Source organism: Flavobacterium piscinae (assembly GCF_004122145.1).
GTDB classification, from domain to species: Bacteria; Bacteroidota; Bacteroidia; order Flavobacteriales; family Flavobacteriaceae; genus Flavobacterium; species Flavobacterium piscinae.
On sequence record NZ_SBKQ01000007.1, the window covers coordinates 1 to 16,286 of the forward strand.

Here is a 16,286-nt window from a genome sequence, read left to right on the forward strand (position 1 = left end):
GCTATTGACCGTTACTGTTGGAATAGGATTTACCGTGACAGTTATTGTAAAAGTATCTGTACAAATATTCGGTGAGGTACCAACTGAAGCCGTTACTGTATAAACTACATCTATTGGAGCAGTGGTTGTATTGGTTAATGTCTGACTTATACTCGTTTGTGCTGTAGCCTCATCCGACGCTCCTGTAATACCTGCCGGTGATAAAACTGTCCATGTGTAAGTAGTGCCGGTGGGTACAATCTCTGGTGAAGCGGTAACCGGAACAACACTAAATGTCTCTCCGGAACAAATTGATAATACTTTATCATTAATAATCGGTAAAGGATTAACCCTTACTGTAATGGTAAAAGTATCCGAACAAATATTAGGAGCAGTACCTGCTGAAGCAGTTACTGTATATACTACATCCAACTCAACCTCGGTAGTGTTTGTAAGTGTTTGACTAATACTTGCCTGCGGAATAACTTGATCGGAAGCACCGGTAATTCCTGCCGGAGCTACAACTGTCCAAGTATAAGTTGTTCCAACAGGAACTAAATCTGTTCCATTTGTTGTTGGATTTACTGTAAAGACTTGACCGGAACAAATGGATGGTGAAAAGTCGGAAATACTTGGCTTAGGATTAACAACAACATTAATATCAAATGTATCGGTACAAATGTTAGGAGCTGCACCTGTAGAAGCTGTAACAGTATAGGTTACAAGCGTCGTAGCATCAGTTGTATTGGTCAAGGATTGACTAATAGATGTTTGGGGAACAGCTTGATCTGCAGCTCCCGTGATTCCGGCTGAAGCTGAAACCGTCCATGTATAAGTAGTTCCGGTTGGAACAAAATCTACACCAGCTGTAACCGGTGTTACACTAAAAGAATCTTCAGAACAAATTTCAACAAGAATATCTGAAATTGAAGGGCTTGGGTTAACTGTTAAACTAAACGTAGTTGTTCCAAATGCAGAAGGATTAGCATTCTCTTCTACTCGAACATATATTGTCTCAGTGGTACCATTATAAGCATTTGCCGGAACAATTGGTGCTGCTCCAACATTAGCATCGGCTTGATTGGTATGGTATGTAACAGTATATAAAGTAGGATCTAATCCATTTAAGGCATCATCATCATTTTGGGTTAAATCAAAAATTTCAAAATTATCGTTTAACGTCACTTCATCACATAAAACCAAATCAGAAGCGTTTGGATCTAAATCACATGAATTCCATTGAATTACAAACTCTTTTATACGATTACATCCAGTATTAAAATCTAAAACACTTGCATAAATAGTTTGAGGATTACTGATGGCTACATAATCTGTAGGATTAGGAATTTGATTCAACAATAATTCAGCGTCTGCTTCGGTTATAAAATAGCCAATACTGAAAGCAAACGGATCTCCACTTCCAATCATTACAGCATCATTTTCAGTAAGGTCAAAAAGATTTTCACATTCATTCAAATCATTAGGATCTGCTCCACTATCCGGAAATACTTCAACCAAAAAATCTCTTTCTACTTCTGTAATTTGTCCACATTGGTTGTAAGTTGCCACTGCAGTATAAGTAGAAGTAACTGTTGGACAAACGGTGATTGATAAGTCAGTACTGAAAGGTAATCCGTTTTCTAACCATTGAAAGGTTGTTGCTGATGGTCCGGAAGGCGTGAATCTCCATGCTTCGTTGAATGCAGACCATTGCGTATTAGTATTTCTACCTGGTGGCACATACCCTAAAGTACCTGCTTGATTCATTATACCGACAACTCCTCCTCCGGCTGGATTGTTCCATGTATTACAAGGTGTTCGACTTTCAATATAAACTTCAATTATATTTGAAACTTCATATAAAACCATTTGATACGTCTGAAGACCTACACCTTGTCCGCATTGGAATTGACCAAAATGGAAAAAGTTTACAATTAATTTTCGGCAAGGATAAGTTCCTTCTAGTTTCCATCCAGCAAAACGTTCATTTGGAGATGGACCTAAAGCCGGATTTGTATCTTGATAAACACCATATATTGCATTTCTAATTGGAAAACCAGGATTTGGAACTGTTAACCCAAGTAAATTCCATGGACTACCTCCATTAGGAACAATACCTGGATCGAAAGAAATAGTTCCATTTGATCCAACATGACAAGAGGTATATAAATTACCAAAAAAACAGAAATTAAATGGTAAATTAATAGTACTAGACCAAACATCATCTGTTGCTAAATTAATAGGATTGTAGGTAGGATCGTTGTAAGCAGCTTGCGGACAGTAATCAATTGAACTTATGGTATATTGTGTAGTAGAACCTAAATCCACATAAGAAGCTGATAAATCAACACATTCTCCAACTTCACAAATTTGAGCTGAAGAAGCATCTCCTAAATCAACTCCACCTGCAGTAACAGTTGCACAACCATTTAAATTAATGGTAATAGTTACACTATCTGTCAGTGGAGCAGTACATCCCGGAGGATTTTGAAAAATACTAATTAACGTAAATGTGGTGGTGGTGGTTAAAAAAGGTGTTGTAAAAGAAGCAGTACCTGCAGCATTTATTGGAATATTATAAAATGCTCCAGAACTAGATGATACTGTTACATTTGTATTGGGTGTTCCACTGAATGTTAATACAGTAGGCCCCGGGCATCCTGTCACATCTCCACTTGTAAAGGCTGCTGTTGCAGAAATGGATTGTACAGTAACTGTAACTGTCTTAGTAAGGTTACAAGTAACATCGGTTACAAATTCGATATCATCGATAGCAAAATCATTTCCTGCCGATGTGATAACTCTATCGTAGATACAAATCTCTGCAATGGTCGCTGCACCGGAATTCCATGTGTAAGTTCTTTGCACCCATCCACAAGTAGTTGAAGGAGCTAGATTAGAACCTATTGAAACACCATTAATCAATACCTCTAAATTCGCAGGATTTGGCGTAGCAACGGTTTGAACCCAATACGAAAATGTATAATCTTGCCCTGGGGTTACCGGAACAGTTTGACACCAAACACTATCATTCCCTGAATTTGCAATTGAACCATCAGCTACTAACATATTTCCGGTTCCTGTTGTATTATCAGTACAATTAGAAAAACCGGCAAACCACGATTGTGAATTAGTAACCACTGCATAGGCACCTTGCACCCCAACCGGATTGACAGGATCTAAGTATTGATAATCACTTGTAAAACCGGTGTTGCCTAACGAAAAATCACCATTAAAAATTAGATTTAGAGGTGTGACAGTAGTTGTATTGACTGTATACGTAGTTGTAACGTCCGGACTAACTACTATTGAGGCACTCGTTGGATCTGCAATTGATGGATCAGCCGGTACAGCTGTCCAAATATAATCATCTGCACCTGAAGCTGTTAATGTGGCAGATTCACCTAAACAAATCGTTCTATTTGGAGTTATTGTCAAATCATTTGGTTCTGTAATAATTATCCCGGTTGTTGTTGCTGTATTTGAATCTGAATCAGTAACAGAGGCTGAATAACTCCCTGCAGGAAGTCCTATAAAAACTCCGGTTGTATTGGTTTGATTAACAGGTCCTGAAATAGAAAAAGAAGTATACGGCTGAGTACCGCCTTGTCCATAAACAACAATAGATCCGTCATTAGCACCAAAACAAGATATATTAATGGATGAAAAATTAATATCTAAAGGTTCTAAACGTTCTAAAATAATTTCGTCAATGGCAAAATCATTACCAACGGTACTTTGATTAATATTAAATAATTCAAATCTTCGAAAAGGAGCACCCGGTTCAGAAACGGTATATTCAAAACTAACTTCCTGCCAACCTGTTGAAGGATTAGTGACTGTATAACTACCATTGAAATAGGTTGCGGCAGCGGCCATCACTCTAAATCCAATTTCAGGTTGTGGATTGGTATTGTTGACTGAGCGAATAAAGAATCTAAAACGATAGGTTTGTCCGGCTTCCAATAAAATATCCCCGTTGGTTTTCCAAAACACTTCGGATTGACCTGAAGCACCATCACAAACCATCATTAATCCGGTTCCTGTTGAATAATCGCCGGAATTGATGAAATTATTGGTGTTTAGTAAAAAAGGATTGTTAATTATGGCATACTGTCTAGGAACACTATTTGCTTGTCCGGCTCCCGGATTAGTAAAATTATAATCGGATTGGAAACCAATTCCGTTTCCTTGCTCAAAGTCTCCGTTTGGTATTAAATTTTGAGCACTTAAAAAGCTGATTACAAAACAACTAAATAAGGAAAATAGTATTCTTTTATTCATAATTTGAATTTTTTAAAGCCCGAAATTTACATATTTTTAACTTATTATTATCTTAAAATTTCTATTTTTTACAATTCATTTATTTATGTCAAAAAATTTCTATGTTTTGTTTATCTTTGCAGACTTTACTACTTTATTGATTTATATAAAAATTTAATGAATAATAACGATACTTTTTCCGATGATTTAGGTGACAACCACATTGGTAGTTCTGTGGATAATCCCATGCGAAAAGATGCATTTGAGTTAACTGATGAGCAAAAAATTGAGTTAATTAAAAAAGATGTAGCCAACATCTTATCCACCCTTGGAATGGATTTAACCGATGACAGTATGAAAGGTACTCCAAATCGTGTAGCTAAAATGTTTGTCAAAGAGATTTTTGGTGGATTAAATCCTTCAAAAAAACCCAGTTCGTCTACTTTTGAGAATGGTTATAAATATGGTGAAATGTTAGTTGAAAAGAACATAACACTTTATTCAACCTGTGAACATCACTTGCTTCCAATTGTGGGAAGAGCTCATGTAGCCTACATTTCGAGTGGAAAGGTAATTGGCTTATCAAAAATGAATCGTATAGTTGATTATTTTGCAAAGCGTCCACAAGTGCAAGAACGATTGACGATGCAAATTGTAAAAGAATTACAAAAAGCTTTAAATACAGAAGATGTGGCGTGTGTGATTGATGCTAAACACTTGTGTGTTAATTCCAGAGGAATTAGAGATATTGAAAGCAGCACGGTGACCTCTGAATTTGGTGGGAAATTTAAAGATGAAAAAGTGCGAAGAGAGTTTTTAGATTATATTAAATTGGATACGAAGTTTTAGGAAGTAGGAAGTTGATAGAAAGTAGTTTGGAGTTAAAATTTAGAAATAGTAATGAAATTATACGAAAATCAGACGTTAAAAATATACAATTCACTTTCGGGTGAAAAAGAAGTTTTTAAACCCATTCACGAAGGAAACGTTGGGATGTATGTTTGCGGTCCAACGGTTTACAGCAATGTACATCTTGGAAACGTAAGAACTTTTATGAGTTTTGACGTGATTTTTCGCTATTTTCTTCATTTGGGTTACAAAGTTCGCTATGTTAGAAATATTACCGATGCCGGCCATTTGGAAAATGATGCTGAAGAAGGAGAAGACCGCATTGCCAAAAAAGCCCGCATTGAACAACTGGAACCCATGGAAATTGTGCAACGTTATACCGTTGATTTTCATACCATCTTACACAAATTAAATTTTCTACCTCCTAGTATTGAGCCTACTGCTACCGGTCATATTATTGAACAACAGGAGATTATTAAAAAAATTATTGACAATGGATTTGCTTATGAATCAAATGGGTCGGTTTATTTTGATGTAGTAAAATTCAACGAAACGAATCATTATGGCAAATTAAGTGGTCGTAATATCGAAGATATGATTGCCAACACACGTGATTTAGACGGTGTTTCGGATAAAAAAAATCCACAAGATTTTGCCTTATGGAAAAAAGCTGAGCCGCAACATATCATGCGTTGGCCTTCACCTTGGGGAATTGGTTTTCCCGGTTGGCATTTGGAATGTACAGCGATGAGTACAAAATATTTAGGCGAAACGTTTGATATTCATGGAGGTGGAATGGACTTGAAATTTCCTCACCACGAATGTGAAATTGCACAAAACGAAGCGTGTACGGGTCATAGTCCGGTGAACTTTTGGATGCATGCCAACATGTTGATTTTGAATGGAAAAAAAATGGCAAAGTCAACCGGAAATTATATTTTACCCAATGAAATTTTCAGTGGTGAAAATGAAATTTTAAGTAAAGCTTTTTCGCCAAATGTGACTCGTTTTTTCATGCTTCAAGCTCATTATAGAAGTGTATTGGATTTTTCTAACGATGCCATTGTTGGTTCCGAAAAAGGGTTCAATCGATTGATGGAAGGCATGGAGTTGTTGGATAAATTAAAAACCGGCTCCTCCTCTACTTTGGACATTTTGGCTTGGAAAAAAAGCTGTTATGAGGCGATGAATGATGATTTTAATACACCAATTTTAATAGCCCAATTGTTTGAAGGAATTCGTTTTGTGAATCTAATAAATGATGGTAAGGAAACGATTAATGAGAATGATTTGAATGAATTGAAAGCTACTTTAAAGGGATTTATTTTTGATGTTTTGGGAATTACAAATGAACAAAATGCAAATGATAATTCAGGAAAATTAGATGGTGTGGTGAATTTAATGATTCAAATGCGAAACGAAGCTCGTGCGAATAAAGATTTTGCTCTTTCAGATCAAATTCGCGATCAACTTTTGTCTGTTGGAATACAGTTGAAAGATGGGAAGGATGGAACGAGTTTTAGTGTGAATTAGTTAGAATTGTTTCAAGTTTCAAGTTTCAGATTGAATAAATAACATATGAAATCACTTTGCCATTGAATCAGTATATTCTTTAGAAATCAAAATCAATGCTAAAAAAAATAATTCAGCTTCCTTTTATTTTTCTGATTCGGTTTTATCAAGCGGTGATTTCACCATTAACTCCCGCCACTTGTCGATTTGAACCAACTTGCTCACATTATTCTGCAGAGGCCATCCAAAAACATGGTGTTTTAAAAGGAATTTGGCTTTCTTTAAAACGTATTTCTAAATGCCATCCATGGGGAAAAAGTGGTTATGATCCGGTTCCTTGATAACGTTTTTTAAGAATTAATTACATGTTCGAAATTGCAAGTTCTGTGAAATTCGTTTACATTTACGTCAAATAACATATTTATGGTTACATCATTTTTGGCTTTTGTCTGGAATCCCTCTGAAGGATTTGAAATTGGTCCGCTCACAATTCGCTTTTATAGTTTAATGTTTGTCGTTGCTTTTGCATTGGGATGGTACATCATGAAATACATTTTTATAAGAGAAAATGAGCCATTGGAAAAATTAGACAGTTTGTTTATTTACACCGTTATTGCAACTTTAATTGGTGCTCGATTAGGACATGTAATTTTCTATCAATCTGAGTTATTTCGCGAAGATCCTTTAAGTATACTATTGCCTATTCGTACAAAACCTGAATTTGAATTTACGGGGTTTTCCGGTTTGGCAAGTCATGGTGCGGCAATTGCAATTATTTTGTTTATGATTTATTTTAGTAAAAATATCATGAAACAATCGTTGCTATGGGTTTTAGACCGTGTGGTAATCCCAGTCGCGAGTGGAGCAATCTTTGTTCGCTTAGGGAATTTTTTTAATTCGGAAATTGTAGGGCATGAAACGGATTCAGCCTTCGGAATAAAATTTGTTCAAGATTTTTACAGTAAAAAAGATGCTGTATTAAATACAAAAATAGCCAATCCAAAAGAAGCCTATAAAGCGATTTCTGAAAATCCGGATTATGCTTTTTTATTAGACAAAGTTCCGGCTTTGCATCCATCGCAATTATATGAAGCATTTGGTTATGTATTCGTATTTCTAATTTTGTTTTTTATGTATTGGAAAACAGAAGCCAGAAAAAAAGAAGGATTACTTTTCGGAATGTTTATGGTATTACTGTGGTCGGTTCGTTTTATTGTTGAATTTGTAAAAGCAAGCCAAGGTGGATTTGAAAAGTATACGTTATTTAATGCCTTAACAACCGGACAGTGGTTAAGTATTCCATTTATTTTGATTGGGTTGTATTTTATTTTTAGACCGAAGAAAGTATAATTTATTATTTATAATTTTAAACTAACCGACTCATAGAGTCGGTTTTTTTATTGAATTAAATGCAAATAGTAGCTTCTTGAAATGATATGTAATTGTGAAATACTACATATTAATTTAAACCCCACAGGTATTAAAAAAAAGATTTGATTCATCTTATGGAAAACTTATTTTGTCATTTCAATTCTTTATTCAAATCGTTATTACCATTTTTTAATACGTTGAGATTTCAAAGTAATAACCATAAAAAAACCCGACCTAAGCCGGGTTTATAATTATAAGCAAATTAAATTTACTACGCTTCTTTCTTCAAAGCTCTTTTTCTTTCTTCTTGCTTGTTTACCGTATCCGCCATAATTGGTGTTGCAATGAATAAGGAAGAATAGGTACCAACCAAGATACCAACCAAAATAGCAAAAACAAATCCGCGAATCGTTTCACCTCCTAAAATAAAGATGGCAAACAAAACGATTAAAGTGGTTAACGAAGTATTTATTGTTCTACTAATGGTTGTGTTCAGTGCTTTATTTACAACTTGATTAAAAGTACCTTCTTCATGCGTTCCTAAAAACTCACGAACACGGTCAAAAACGATTACTGTATCATTCAAAGAATAACCAATTACCGTTAAAATAGCCGCAATAAATGCTTGATCAATTTCCATGTTGAAAGGCAAAATTTTCCAGAATAAAGAATAGATTCCTAACACAATGATTACATCATGGAAAACAGCACCAACCGCACCAAGAGAAAATTGCCATTTTCTAAAACTAATTAATAAATAAAGGAAAACAACTAAAAGCGAACCTAATACAGCCCAATAAGAATTTGTTTTTATATCTTCTGCAATAGTTGGTCCTACTTTTGAAGCTTGTAAAATACCAATCTCTTTTCCATCATAGTTGGTTACAAATTCTTTGTATTTAGTAGATGGAAAATAAGATTTTAAACCATCAAATAATTTTCTGTTAACTTCTTCATCTACTCCTTCACTTTCTTCATCAACTTTATATTTTGTAGTTATTTTTAATTGATTGCCACTACCAAAAGTTTTGGCTTCAACATTAGTTCCGAATGTTTTTGTCAATGCTGAGCTAACTTCACTTGCCACAACTTCTTTATCAAATCTGATTTGGAAAGTACGTCCACCCACAAAGTCAACCCCTTGATTTAAACCGTTTACAAAAAACAATGAAACTAAAGAAGCAATTACAAGCACGCTTGAAATGGCATAAGCAATTTTCTTTTTCCCTAAGAAATCAACATTCATATTTTTAAACCAATTGTGTGTCATTGGAGTTGAAAAAGTTAGGTTTTGATTATTTCTAACACTCCAATCTAAAAACAAACGAGTGATAAATATTGAAGTAAATAATGATGTACCAATACCAATTAATAATGTAGTGGCAAATCCTTTAATTGGACCTGTTCCGAAAACTAATAAAATTAGAGCTGTTAAAGCGGTTGTAATATTCGCATCGAAAATAGAGGACATCGCACCTTTCCAAGTGAATGAATAGTTCACAGCTTCTTCTAATGTTTTACCCGCATCCAATTCTTCTTTTGCTCTTTCAAAAATAATTACGTTCGCATCTACTGCCATACCAATGGTTAAAACGATACCGGCAATACCGGGTAACGTTAGGACAGCACCTAAACTTGCTAAAATTCCAAAGATGAAAAGAATGTTTACTAACAAGGAAATGTTAGCATATACTCCGGATTTACCATAATATAGAATCATCCATAACACAACCAAAGCCATTCCGATAAGGAAAGATAACATCCCGTTATCAATTGCTTCTTGTCCCAATGAAGGTCCAACTACATCTGATTGAACGATATCTGCTTTTGCAGGTAATTTACCGGCTCTCAATACATTTGCTAAATCTTTGGTTTCATCAATTGTAAAAGTTCCTGAAATTTCAGAGTTACCTCCCTGGATTGGTCCGGAAGAAACGCCTGGTGCAGAATAAACAACATTATCTAAAACGATCGCAATACTACTTTTCTGAGTAAATGCTTTACCGGTTAACTCTTCCCATTGTTTAGCTCCTTTACCATTCATTTGCATAGAAACAGCAGGCTTTCCAAATTGATCAAAAGTATCTCTTGCATCTACCACAACACCACCACTAATAGCGGGTTTTCCAGATCTTCCGTCAGATTTTAAAGCATATAATTCTACTGCATCAACTTTTTCTTTTTTCTCATTATCGATAGTAGTTGGTTTTCCCCATACAAAACGTGCAAAACGTATTTCAGGAGATAATAAAGCTTTACTACTTTCTCTATTTAAATAATCGTTAATTGTTGCAGTATCTTTGGGAGCAAAATACCCCAAAACAGGACCACCACCATATGACAACATTTTATCAAATAAAGGATTGTTTCCTTTAGCATTCGCTAAAGAATCTTTTGTAGCATCGGTTAATAAAGTATCGATACCTGTTTTCACGGTTTCTTTTGTATCAACTTTTACTTCTGTCGCTTTCAAAGCTTCATTTAATTGACCTAAGTAAGGTGCAACTTCTTCAAATTTATGTGTTTCCCAAAATTCTAACTGAGCTGTACTTTGTAATAATTTTTTAATACGATCAACATCTTTAGCTCCCGGTAACTCTACTAAAATTCTACCGGTTTCTCCTAATTGCTGAATGTTTGGTTGAGTTACACCAAATTTATCGATACGTTTTCTTAGTACTTCAAAAGCACTTAATACTGACTCATTTACTTTTCTTTTGATAACGGCTTTTACTTGATCATCATTCATCTTAAGATCAATCTCTCCGTCTAAATTTTTGTTAAAGAATACATCCGGAGAAGCCAATTTTACTTTTCCTTGAGATTCTGCATCAAACGCTTCAAAAAAGGCATCCATATACGTTTGATTTCCTTTGATGTTTTTGGTTGCATCAGCTAAAGCTTTATTAAAAACCGGATCTTGTGAATCATTAGATAATCCAACTAAGATATCTTTAACTGATATTTGAAGAATAACATTGATTCCTCCTTCAAGGTCAAGCCCTTTGTTGATTTGTTTATCTTTAACTTCATTATAGGTGTAATCTGCAAACCCTAAGCTGAACACTTTTTCTCTACCGATTGAGTCTAAATACTTAGCTTCTTTAGCTACATCATCTCCGGCAAAAGCTTTGGCATCCGATTTAACTTTATTGGCCACAAAAGTGAATGAAAGTTGGTAAATACATACCAATGCAAATAAAATTGCGAAAAATTTAATAAGTCCTTTACTCTGCATTATTACTCGAATTAATTAATTTTTGTTGGTTAAGGTTTTGATTTATAAGCAAAAAGAAAAAATCTCCTTCTTTTCGATTTTATAAAACGTGCAAATATATAATTATGAATAGGATTAACCAATTAATTTATGGATTAATCTCAAAAAAAAGACTGCAAAAATGCAGTCTCTTCTATATAAAGTAAAAAAAATTAAGCTAAAACCGATTTCAAGTCTGCATTCATTGCTCGAACTGCATCAGCACTTTTGGCAAATTTTGCTTTTTCTTCATCGTTTAAGTCAATAGCGACAATTTTTTCTATTCCGTTTTTACCAATAATACATGGCACTCCGATACATATATCGCTTTGTCCGTATTCTCCTTCTAACAAGACAGAACAAGGTATCATTTTCTTTTGGTCGTTCAAGATGCTATCCACTAAATAAGCCACAGAAGCTCCCGGAGCATACCAAGCAGATGTACCTAATAAAGCCGTTAACGTTGCACCTCCCACCATCGTATCGGCAGCAACTTTCTCTAATCGTTCAGTAGATAAAAATTCAGAAACGGGAACCCCATTATAAGCGGCTAAACGAGTCAAAGGAATCATGGTTGTATCGCCATGACCACCAATTACCATTCCGTGAATATCATTGGCTGGTTTATCTAACGCTTGTGACAAATACGTTTTGAAACGCGAACTATCTAATGCTCCACCCATTCCGATGATTCTGTTTTTAGGTAAACCGGTTGCTTTTAAGGTTAAATACGTCATGGTATCCATAGGGTTTGAAACCACTACTACTATGGCGTTTGGCGAATGTTGCAATAAACTTTCAGCTACTGATTTTACAATTCCGGCATTAATTCCGATTAACTCTTCACGTGTCATACCCGGTTTTCTTGGAATTCCTGATGTAATGACAACCACATCACTACCGGCTGTTTTAGAATAATCATTTGTGCTTCCCGAAACTTTAGTATTAAATCCTAGTGTGGTTTGTGTTTGCATAATATCTAACGCTTTGCCTTCTGCAAAACCTTCACGGATATCTAACAAAACTATTTCGCTGGCAATTCTTCTGTAAGCAATTGCGTCGGCACATGTAGCACCAACATTACCTGCTCCTACAATGGTAACTTTCATTTTATTAATTTTTAATAATTATCTAATTGGTTTATGCGTCAATGTTAGCATAAACTGCATTTTTCTCAATAAACTCTCTTCTAGGCGGTACTTCGTCACCCATTAACATGGAGAAAATTCTATCTGCTTCCGTTAAACTGTCAATTGTAACTTGACGTAATGTTCTGAAATCCGGATTTAAAGTAGTCTCCCAAAGTTGTTCGGCATTCATTTCTCCCAAACCTTTATAACGTTGAATGGCTGCAGAACCTCCCATTCGTTGGTTAATCATATCCCGTTGATCATCATTCCAAGCATATTCTTTTTTATTTCCTTTTTTTACTAAATATAAAGGAGGTGTTGCGATATAAACGTGACCGTTTTCTATCAACTCTTTCATAAATCTAAAAAAGAACGTTAAAATTAATGTAGAAATATGACTACCATCCACATCGGCATCACACATGATGACTACTTTATGATATCTTAATTTTTCTAAATTTAATGCTTTTGAATCTTCAGCCGTTCCGATAGTTACACCTAAAGCCGTAAATATATTTCTTATTTCTTCGTTTTCAAACACTTTGTGGTGCATTGCTTTCTCCACATTCAGAATCTTACCACGAAGCGGTAAAATTGCCTGAAATGCTCTATCACGACCTTGTTTTGCTGTTCCACCCGCAGAATCTCCCTCGACTAAGAAAATCTCACATTTTTCTGGATCTTGTTCAGAACAATCCGATAGTTTACCCGGTAATCCACCACCGCCTAAAACGGTTTTGCGTTGCACCATTTCACGAGCTTTTTTCGCTGCATGACGGGCTTGTGCTGCTAAAATTACTTTTTGCACAATAATTTTTGCATCATTTGGATTTTCTTCCAAATAATTCTCCAACATTTCCGCAACCGACTGACTTACCGGAGAAACAACTTCACGGTTTCCTAGTTTGGTTTTTGTTTGTCCTTCAAATTGTGGTTCTGCAACTTTTACCGAAATAATAGCCGTTAATCCTTCACGGAAATCATCCCCTGATATTTCAAATTTCAATTTATCTAATAGACCTGAACTGTCGGCATATTTTTTTAATGTACGCGTTAATCCCATACGGAAACCTTGCAAATGCGTACCCCCTTCGTGTGTGTTGATATTGTTTACATACGAAAAAATATTTTCCGAATAACTCGTATTATAAACTAATGCCACTTCCACAGGAATCTCGCCTTTTTCATTATCCATGCTAATCACATGCGAAATGATTGGCTCACGGTTTCCATCTAAAAACTTAACGAATTCTTTCAATCCTTCTTTTGAATGAAACGTTTCAGTGACTAATTCACCTTTATCATCCAAATTTCTTTTATCACACATCGTAATCGTGATTCCTTTATTCAAAAAGGAAAGCTCACGCATACGAGCTGCTAAGGTATCATATGAATATTCAACAGTTTGAGTAAATATAGTGGTATCAGGTTTGAAAGTTACCCGAGTTCCACGTTTGGTTGTTTCCCCAATTTGCTTTACCGGATATAATGCTTTTCCGCGTTCGTATTCTTGCTCGTATATTTTTCCGTCTCTAAAGACAGTTGCTCTCAAATGGTCAGAGAGTGCATTCACACAAGAAACTCCAACCCCATGAAGACCACCGGATACTTTATACGAATCTTTGTCAAACTTACCTCCTGCTCCAATTTTGGTCATAACCACCTCAAGAGCCGAAACACCTTCTTTTTTGTGAATATCGACCGGAATTCCACGTCCATTATCTTCTACCGTGATGGAATTATCTTCATTAATAAAAACAGTGATGGTATCACAATGTCCGGCCAACGCCTCATCAATCGAGTTATCCACTACTTCATAAACCAAGTGGTGCAAACCTCTCACACCGGTATCTCCAATATACATGGAAGGACGCATTCTCACGTGCTCCATTCCTTCCAGTGCCTGAATACTATCTGCTGAATAACTATTCTTTTTGATTTCTTCGCTCATATAAATTTAATGCTAAAATGTATTTTTTGTCAAACACGCAAATATACGGAATTGTGAGGGATTTTCTATCATAACACCATCACAAAGAAGATAAGTTATTAACAAATTGTTGATTTTTTATCTGTATTTTTAAGAAGTATTCGAAACAGACAATTTGATAATTAATGAAACTTTTAACACCAAAAAAAAGCGTTCCCCACAACGAGAACGCCTTTAACAAACAAACTAAACTTCAATCTTAAAACTTTTATACCGGTATATCGATTTTAATTTTTGCAATGGTTGTATCGGCCTTAACGTGAGCGGCATTCGCTCTTCCGCTCGGGTCTTGGTTTTCTTGCCATTTCGGAATCCATTTTCGCACCGTTTGAGCGGCTGCAATTTGTGGGAAATGTTTGTGGAAAATTCTTCTATAAAAGAACGCTTCCTTTGTAATCGGAGTATTATAAGGAAACAATTCTGCTGCTTTTTCAAATTCTTCATCCGTAACTTGGCCGGAACAGTATTCGATTAACGTATCAATCCAGTTGTACCCTACTCCATCTGAAAATTGCTCTTTCTGACGCCATAATACTTCTTCCGGTAAATACGGTTGTTCCGGTGTGTCAAATGCTTTTCGAAGAATGTATTTTTCAATTCCATCATACGTTGAGGGCATTTTTTCTTCCGGTTTTACTTTAATAGCCAATTCCAAAAAGGCTTTGTCTAAAAACGGAACTCTTGCCTCCAGTCCGTGAGCCATCGTCGATTTGTCTGCACGCAGTAAATCGGCTGTAAATAGCTTTTGTACTCGTTCGATGGTTTCTTTTTGAAAATCTTCAACACTTGGTGCATTTCTAAAATATAAATACCCACCAAAAATCTCATCAGCTCCTTCTCCCGAAAGCACTACTTTGATTCCCATATCGGTAATCGCTTTTGACAAAAAGTACATGGGTGTACTCGCTCGAACGGAGGTGACATCATAGGTTTCCAAATGCCAAATCAATTTATCTAAAATTTCAATTCCTTGTTCGATGGTAAAATGAATTTCATGGTGTTGCGTACCTAAAAAATCGGCTACTTTTCGGGCAGCTTGTGCATCCGGAGCTTCTGCATCTAAACCAATTGAAAAGGAATGTAATGTTTTGCCCATTTCTTTCATATAACGAGAAGCAATGGAAGAGGTTAACGAAGAATCTAATCCGCCGGAAAGTAATACTCCAATTGGCACATCGCTCATCAAACGCTTGCGAACACTTTCAGATAAAGTTTCCCGAATGGCTTTTAAATCCAACTCTTCTACTGCTAAAGTTTCATCTTCCCATTTGGGTTGGTAATATTTTACAAATCCTGTTTTCTCAGTGTAATAATGTCCCGGAGGAAAAGTGGAAAATGTTTTACATTGATCGGCTATGGCTTTCATTTCGGAAGCAAAATACATTCTTCCACGTTCATCCAAACCGTAATAAAGCGGTTTTACTCCTAGTGGATCACGACCGGCAATAAAATCATCTCCGTCTATCACCACAAATGCAAACATTCCATCAAGCATGTCACAAAAATCGTAACCAAACTTTTCATACAAATGCACGATTACTTCGGAATCCGAAGTGGTTCTGAATGTATGGTCATTTAAAATTCCGTCTCTTAATTTTTGGTGATTATAAATTTCGCCATTATGAATCATCCAGGCGGATGATGTTCCTTGAATTGGTTGTTTACCGGTATGCAAATCAACAATAGATAAACGTTCATGGGATAAAATGTGTCCATTCTCCGTCACATGCAAATCACTTTCATCCGGACCGCGGTGCGACATTCGTTTAGACAATTCTTGAACCAATGATTCATCTTTTCCTTTTCCAATTATGGCTAATATTCCACACATACTATTTTGCTTTACTAATTATACTTTAATTGATGAAGCAAAAATCAATATTATGTTTATTTATTTAAACACAAAAACTATATTTGATTATAATTTAAAACTATA

Annotated in this window: 9 protein-coding genes; 4 read left to right on the forward strand and 5 right to left on the reverse strand. The window is 35.5% G+C overall.

All coding sequences use genetic code 11. From position 1 onward, the window contains the following. A partial coding sequence (locus tag EQG68_RS07595; RefSeq protein WP_317125515.1) for a PKD-like domain-containing protein occupies positions 1 to 4,263 on the reverse strand: 4,263 nt, incomplete at its 3' end. 156 nt (positions 4,264 to 4,419) lie between these two features. On the opposite strand from EQG68_RS07595, the gene folE reads away from it, so the two are divergent. The 4 genes from folE to lgt all read left to right on the forward strand — a co-directional run bounded on the left by folE (position 4,420) and on the right by lgt (position 7,953). Next, positions 4,420 to 5,091 carry a GTP cyclohydrolase I FolE gene (gene folE, locus EQG68_RS07600; RefSeq protein ID WP_129464215.1) on the forward strand — a complete coding sequence of 224 codons (672 nt, stop codon included), beginning with the start codon at positions 4,420 to 4,422 and terminating at the stop codon, positions 5,089 to 5,091. Between the two features lie 51 nt (positions 5,092 to 5,142). Further along, on the forward strand, positions 5,143 to 6,624 hold the full coding sequence (cysS, locus tag EQG68_RS07605) for a cysteine--tRNA ligase (protein ID WP_129464216.1): 1,482 nt from the start codon (positions 5,143 to 5,145) through the stop codon (positions 6,622 to 6,624). 95 nt (positions 6,625 to 6,719) lie between these two features. Continuing rightward, positions 6,720 to 6,944 (forward strand): membrane protein insertion efficiency factor YidD, encoded by a 225-nt coding sequence (gene yidD / locus EQG68_RS07610; RefSeq protein ID WP_129464217.1) that lies wholly within the window; start codon positions 6,720 to 6,722, stop codon positions 6,942 to 6,944. A gap of 82 nt (positions 6,945 to 7,026) precedes the next feature. Next, positions 7,027 to 7,953, forward strand: coding sequence for a prolipoprotein diacylglyceryl transferase (gene lgt / locus EQG68_RS07615; RefSeq protein ID WP_129464218.1), 927 nt, complete (start codon positions 7,027 to 7,029; stop codon positions 7,951 to 7,953). A 292-nt stretch (positions 7,954 to 8,245) separates the two neighbouring features. Here the strand turns inward: lgt and secDF are convergent, their stop codons facing one another. From secDF to asnB, 4 genes are all read right to left on the reverse strand, one after another. After that, positions 8,246 to 11,212 (reverse strand): protein translocase subunit SecDF, encoded by a 2,967-nt coding sequence (secDF, locus tag EQG68_RS07620; RefSeq protein WP_129464219.1) that lies wholly within the window; start codon positions 11,210 to 11,212, stop codon positions 8,246 to 8,248. Positions 11,213 to 11,403: 191 nt separating this feature from the next. Then, entirely contained in the window at positions 11,404 to 12,339 is a 936-nt protein-coding gene (gene mdh / locus EQG68_RS07625; RefSeq protein ID WP_129464220.1) for a malate dehydrogenase, read from the reverse strand. Between the two features lie 31 nt (positions 12,340 to 12,370). Then, entirely contained in the window at positions 12,371 to 14,311 is a 1,941-nt protein-coding gene (gene gyrB, locus EQG68_RS07630) for a DNA topoisomerase (ATP-hydrolyzing) subunit B (protein ID WP_129464221.1), read from the reverse strand. A 247-nt stretch (positions 14,312 to 14,558) separates the two neighbouring features. After that, positions 14,559 to 16,181 (reverse strand): asparagine synthase B, encoded by a 1,623-nt coding sequence (asnB, locus tag EQG68_RS07635; protein ID WP_129464222.1) that lies wholly within the window; start codon positions 16,179 to 16,181, stop codon positions 14,559 to 14,561. Positions 16,182 to 16,286 lie beyond the last annotated feature (105 nt).

Excerpts from the sequence above, each read along its gene's own strand:
- yidD (WP_129464217.1), top strand. The coding sequence starts at position 6,720 with ATGCTAAAAAAAATAATTCAGCTTCCTTTTATTTTTCTGATTCGGTTT.
- secDF (WP_129464219.1), bottom strand. The coding sequence starts at position 11,212 with ATGCAGAGTAAAGGACTTATTAAATTTTTCGCAATTTTATTTGCATTG.
- lgt (WP_129464218.1), top strand. The coding sequence starts at position 7,027 with ATGGTTACATCATTTTTGGCTTTTGTCTGGAATCCCTCTGAAGGATTT.
- mdh (WP_129464220.1), bottom strand. The coding sequence starts at position 12,339 with ATGAAAGTTACCATTGTAGGAGCAGGTAATGTTGGTGCTACATGTGCC.
- asnB (WP_129464222.1), bottom strand. The coding sequence starts at position 16,181 with ATGTGTGGAATATTAGCCATAATTGGAAAAGGAAAAGATGAATCATTG.
- folE (WP_129464215.1), top strand. The coding sequence starts at position 4,420 with ATGAATAATAACGATACTTTTTCCGATGATTTAGGTGACAACCACATT.
- gyrB (WP_129464221.1), bottom strand. The coding sequence starts at position 14,311 with ATGAGCGAAGAAATCAAAAAGAATAGTTATTCAGCAGATAGTATTCAG.
- cysS (WP_129464216.1), top strand. The coding sequence starts at position 5,143 with ATGAAATTATACGAAAATCAGACGTTAAAAATATACAATTCACTTTCG.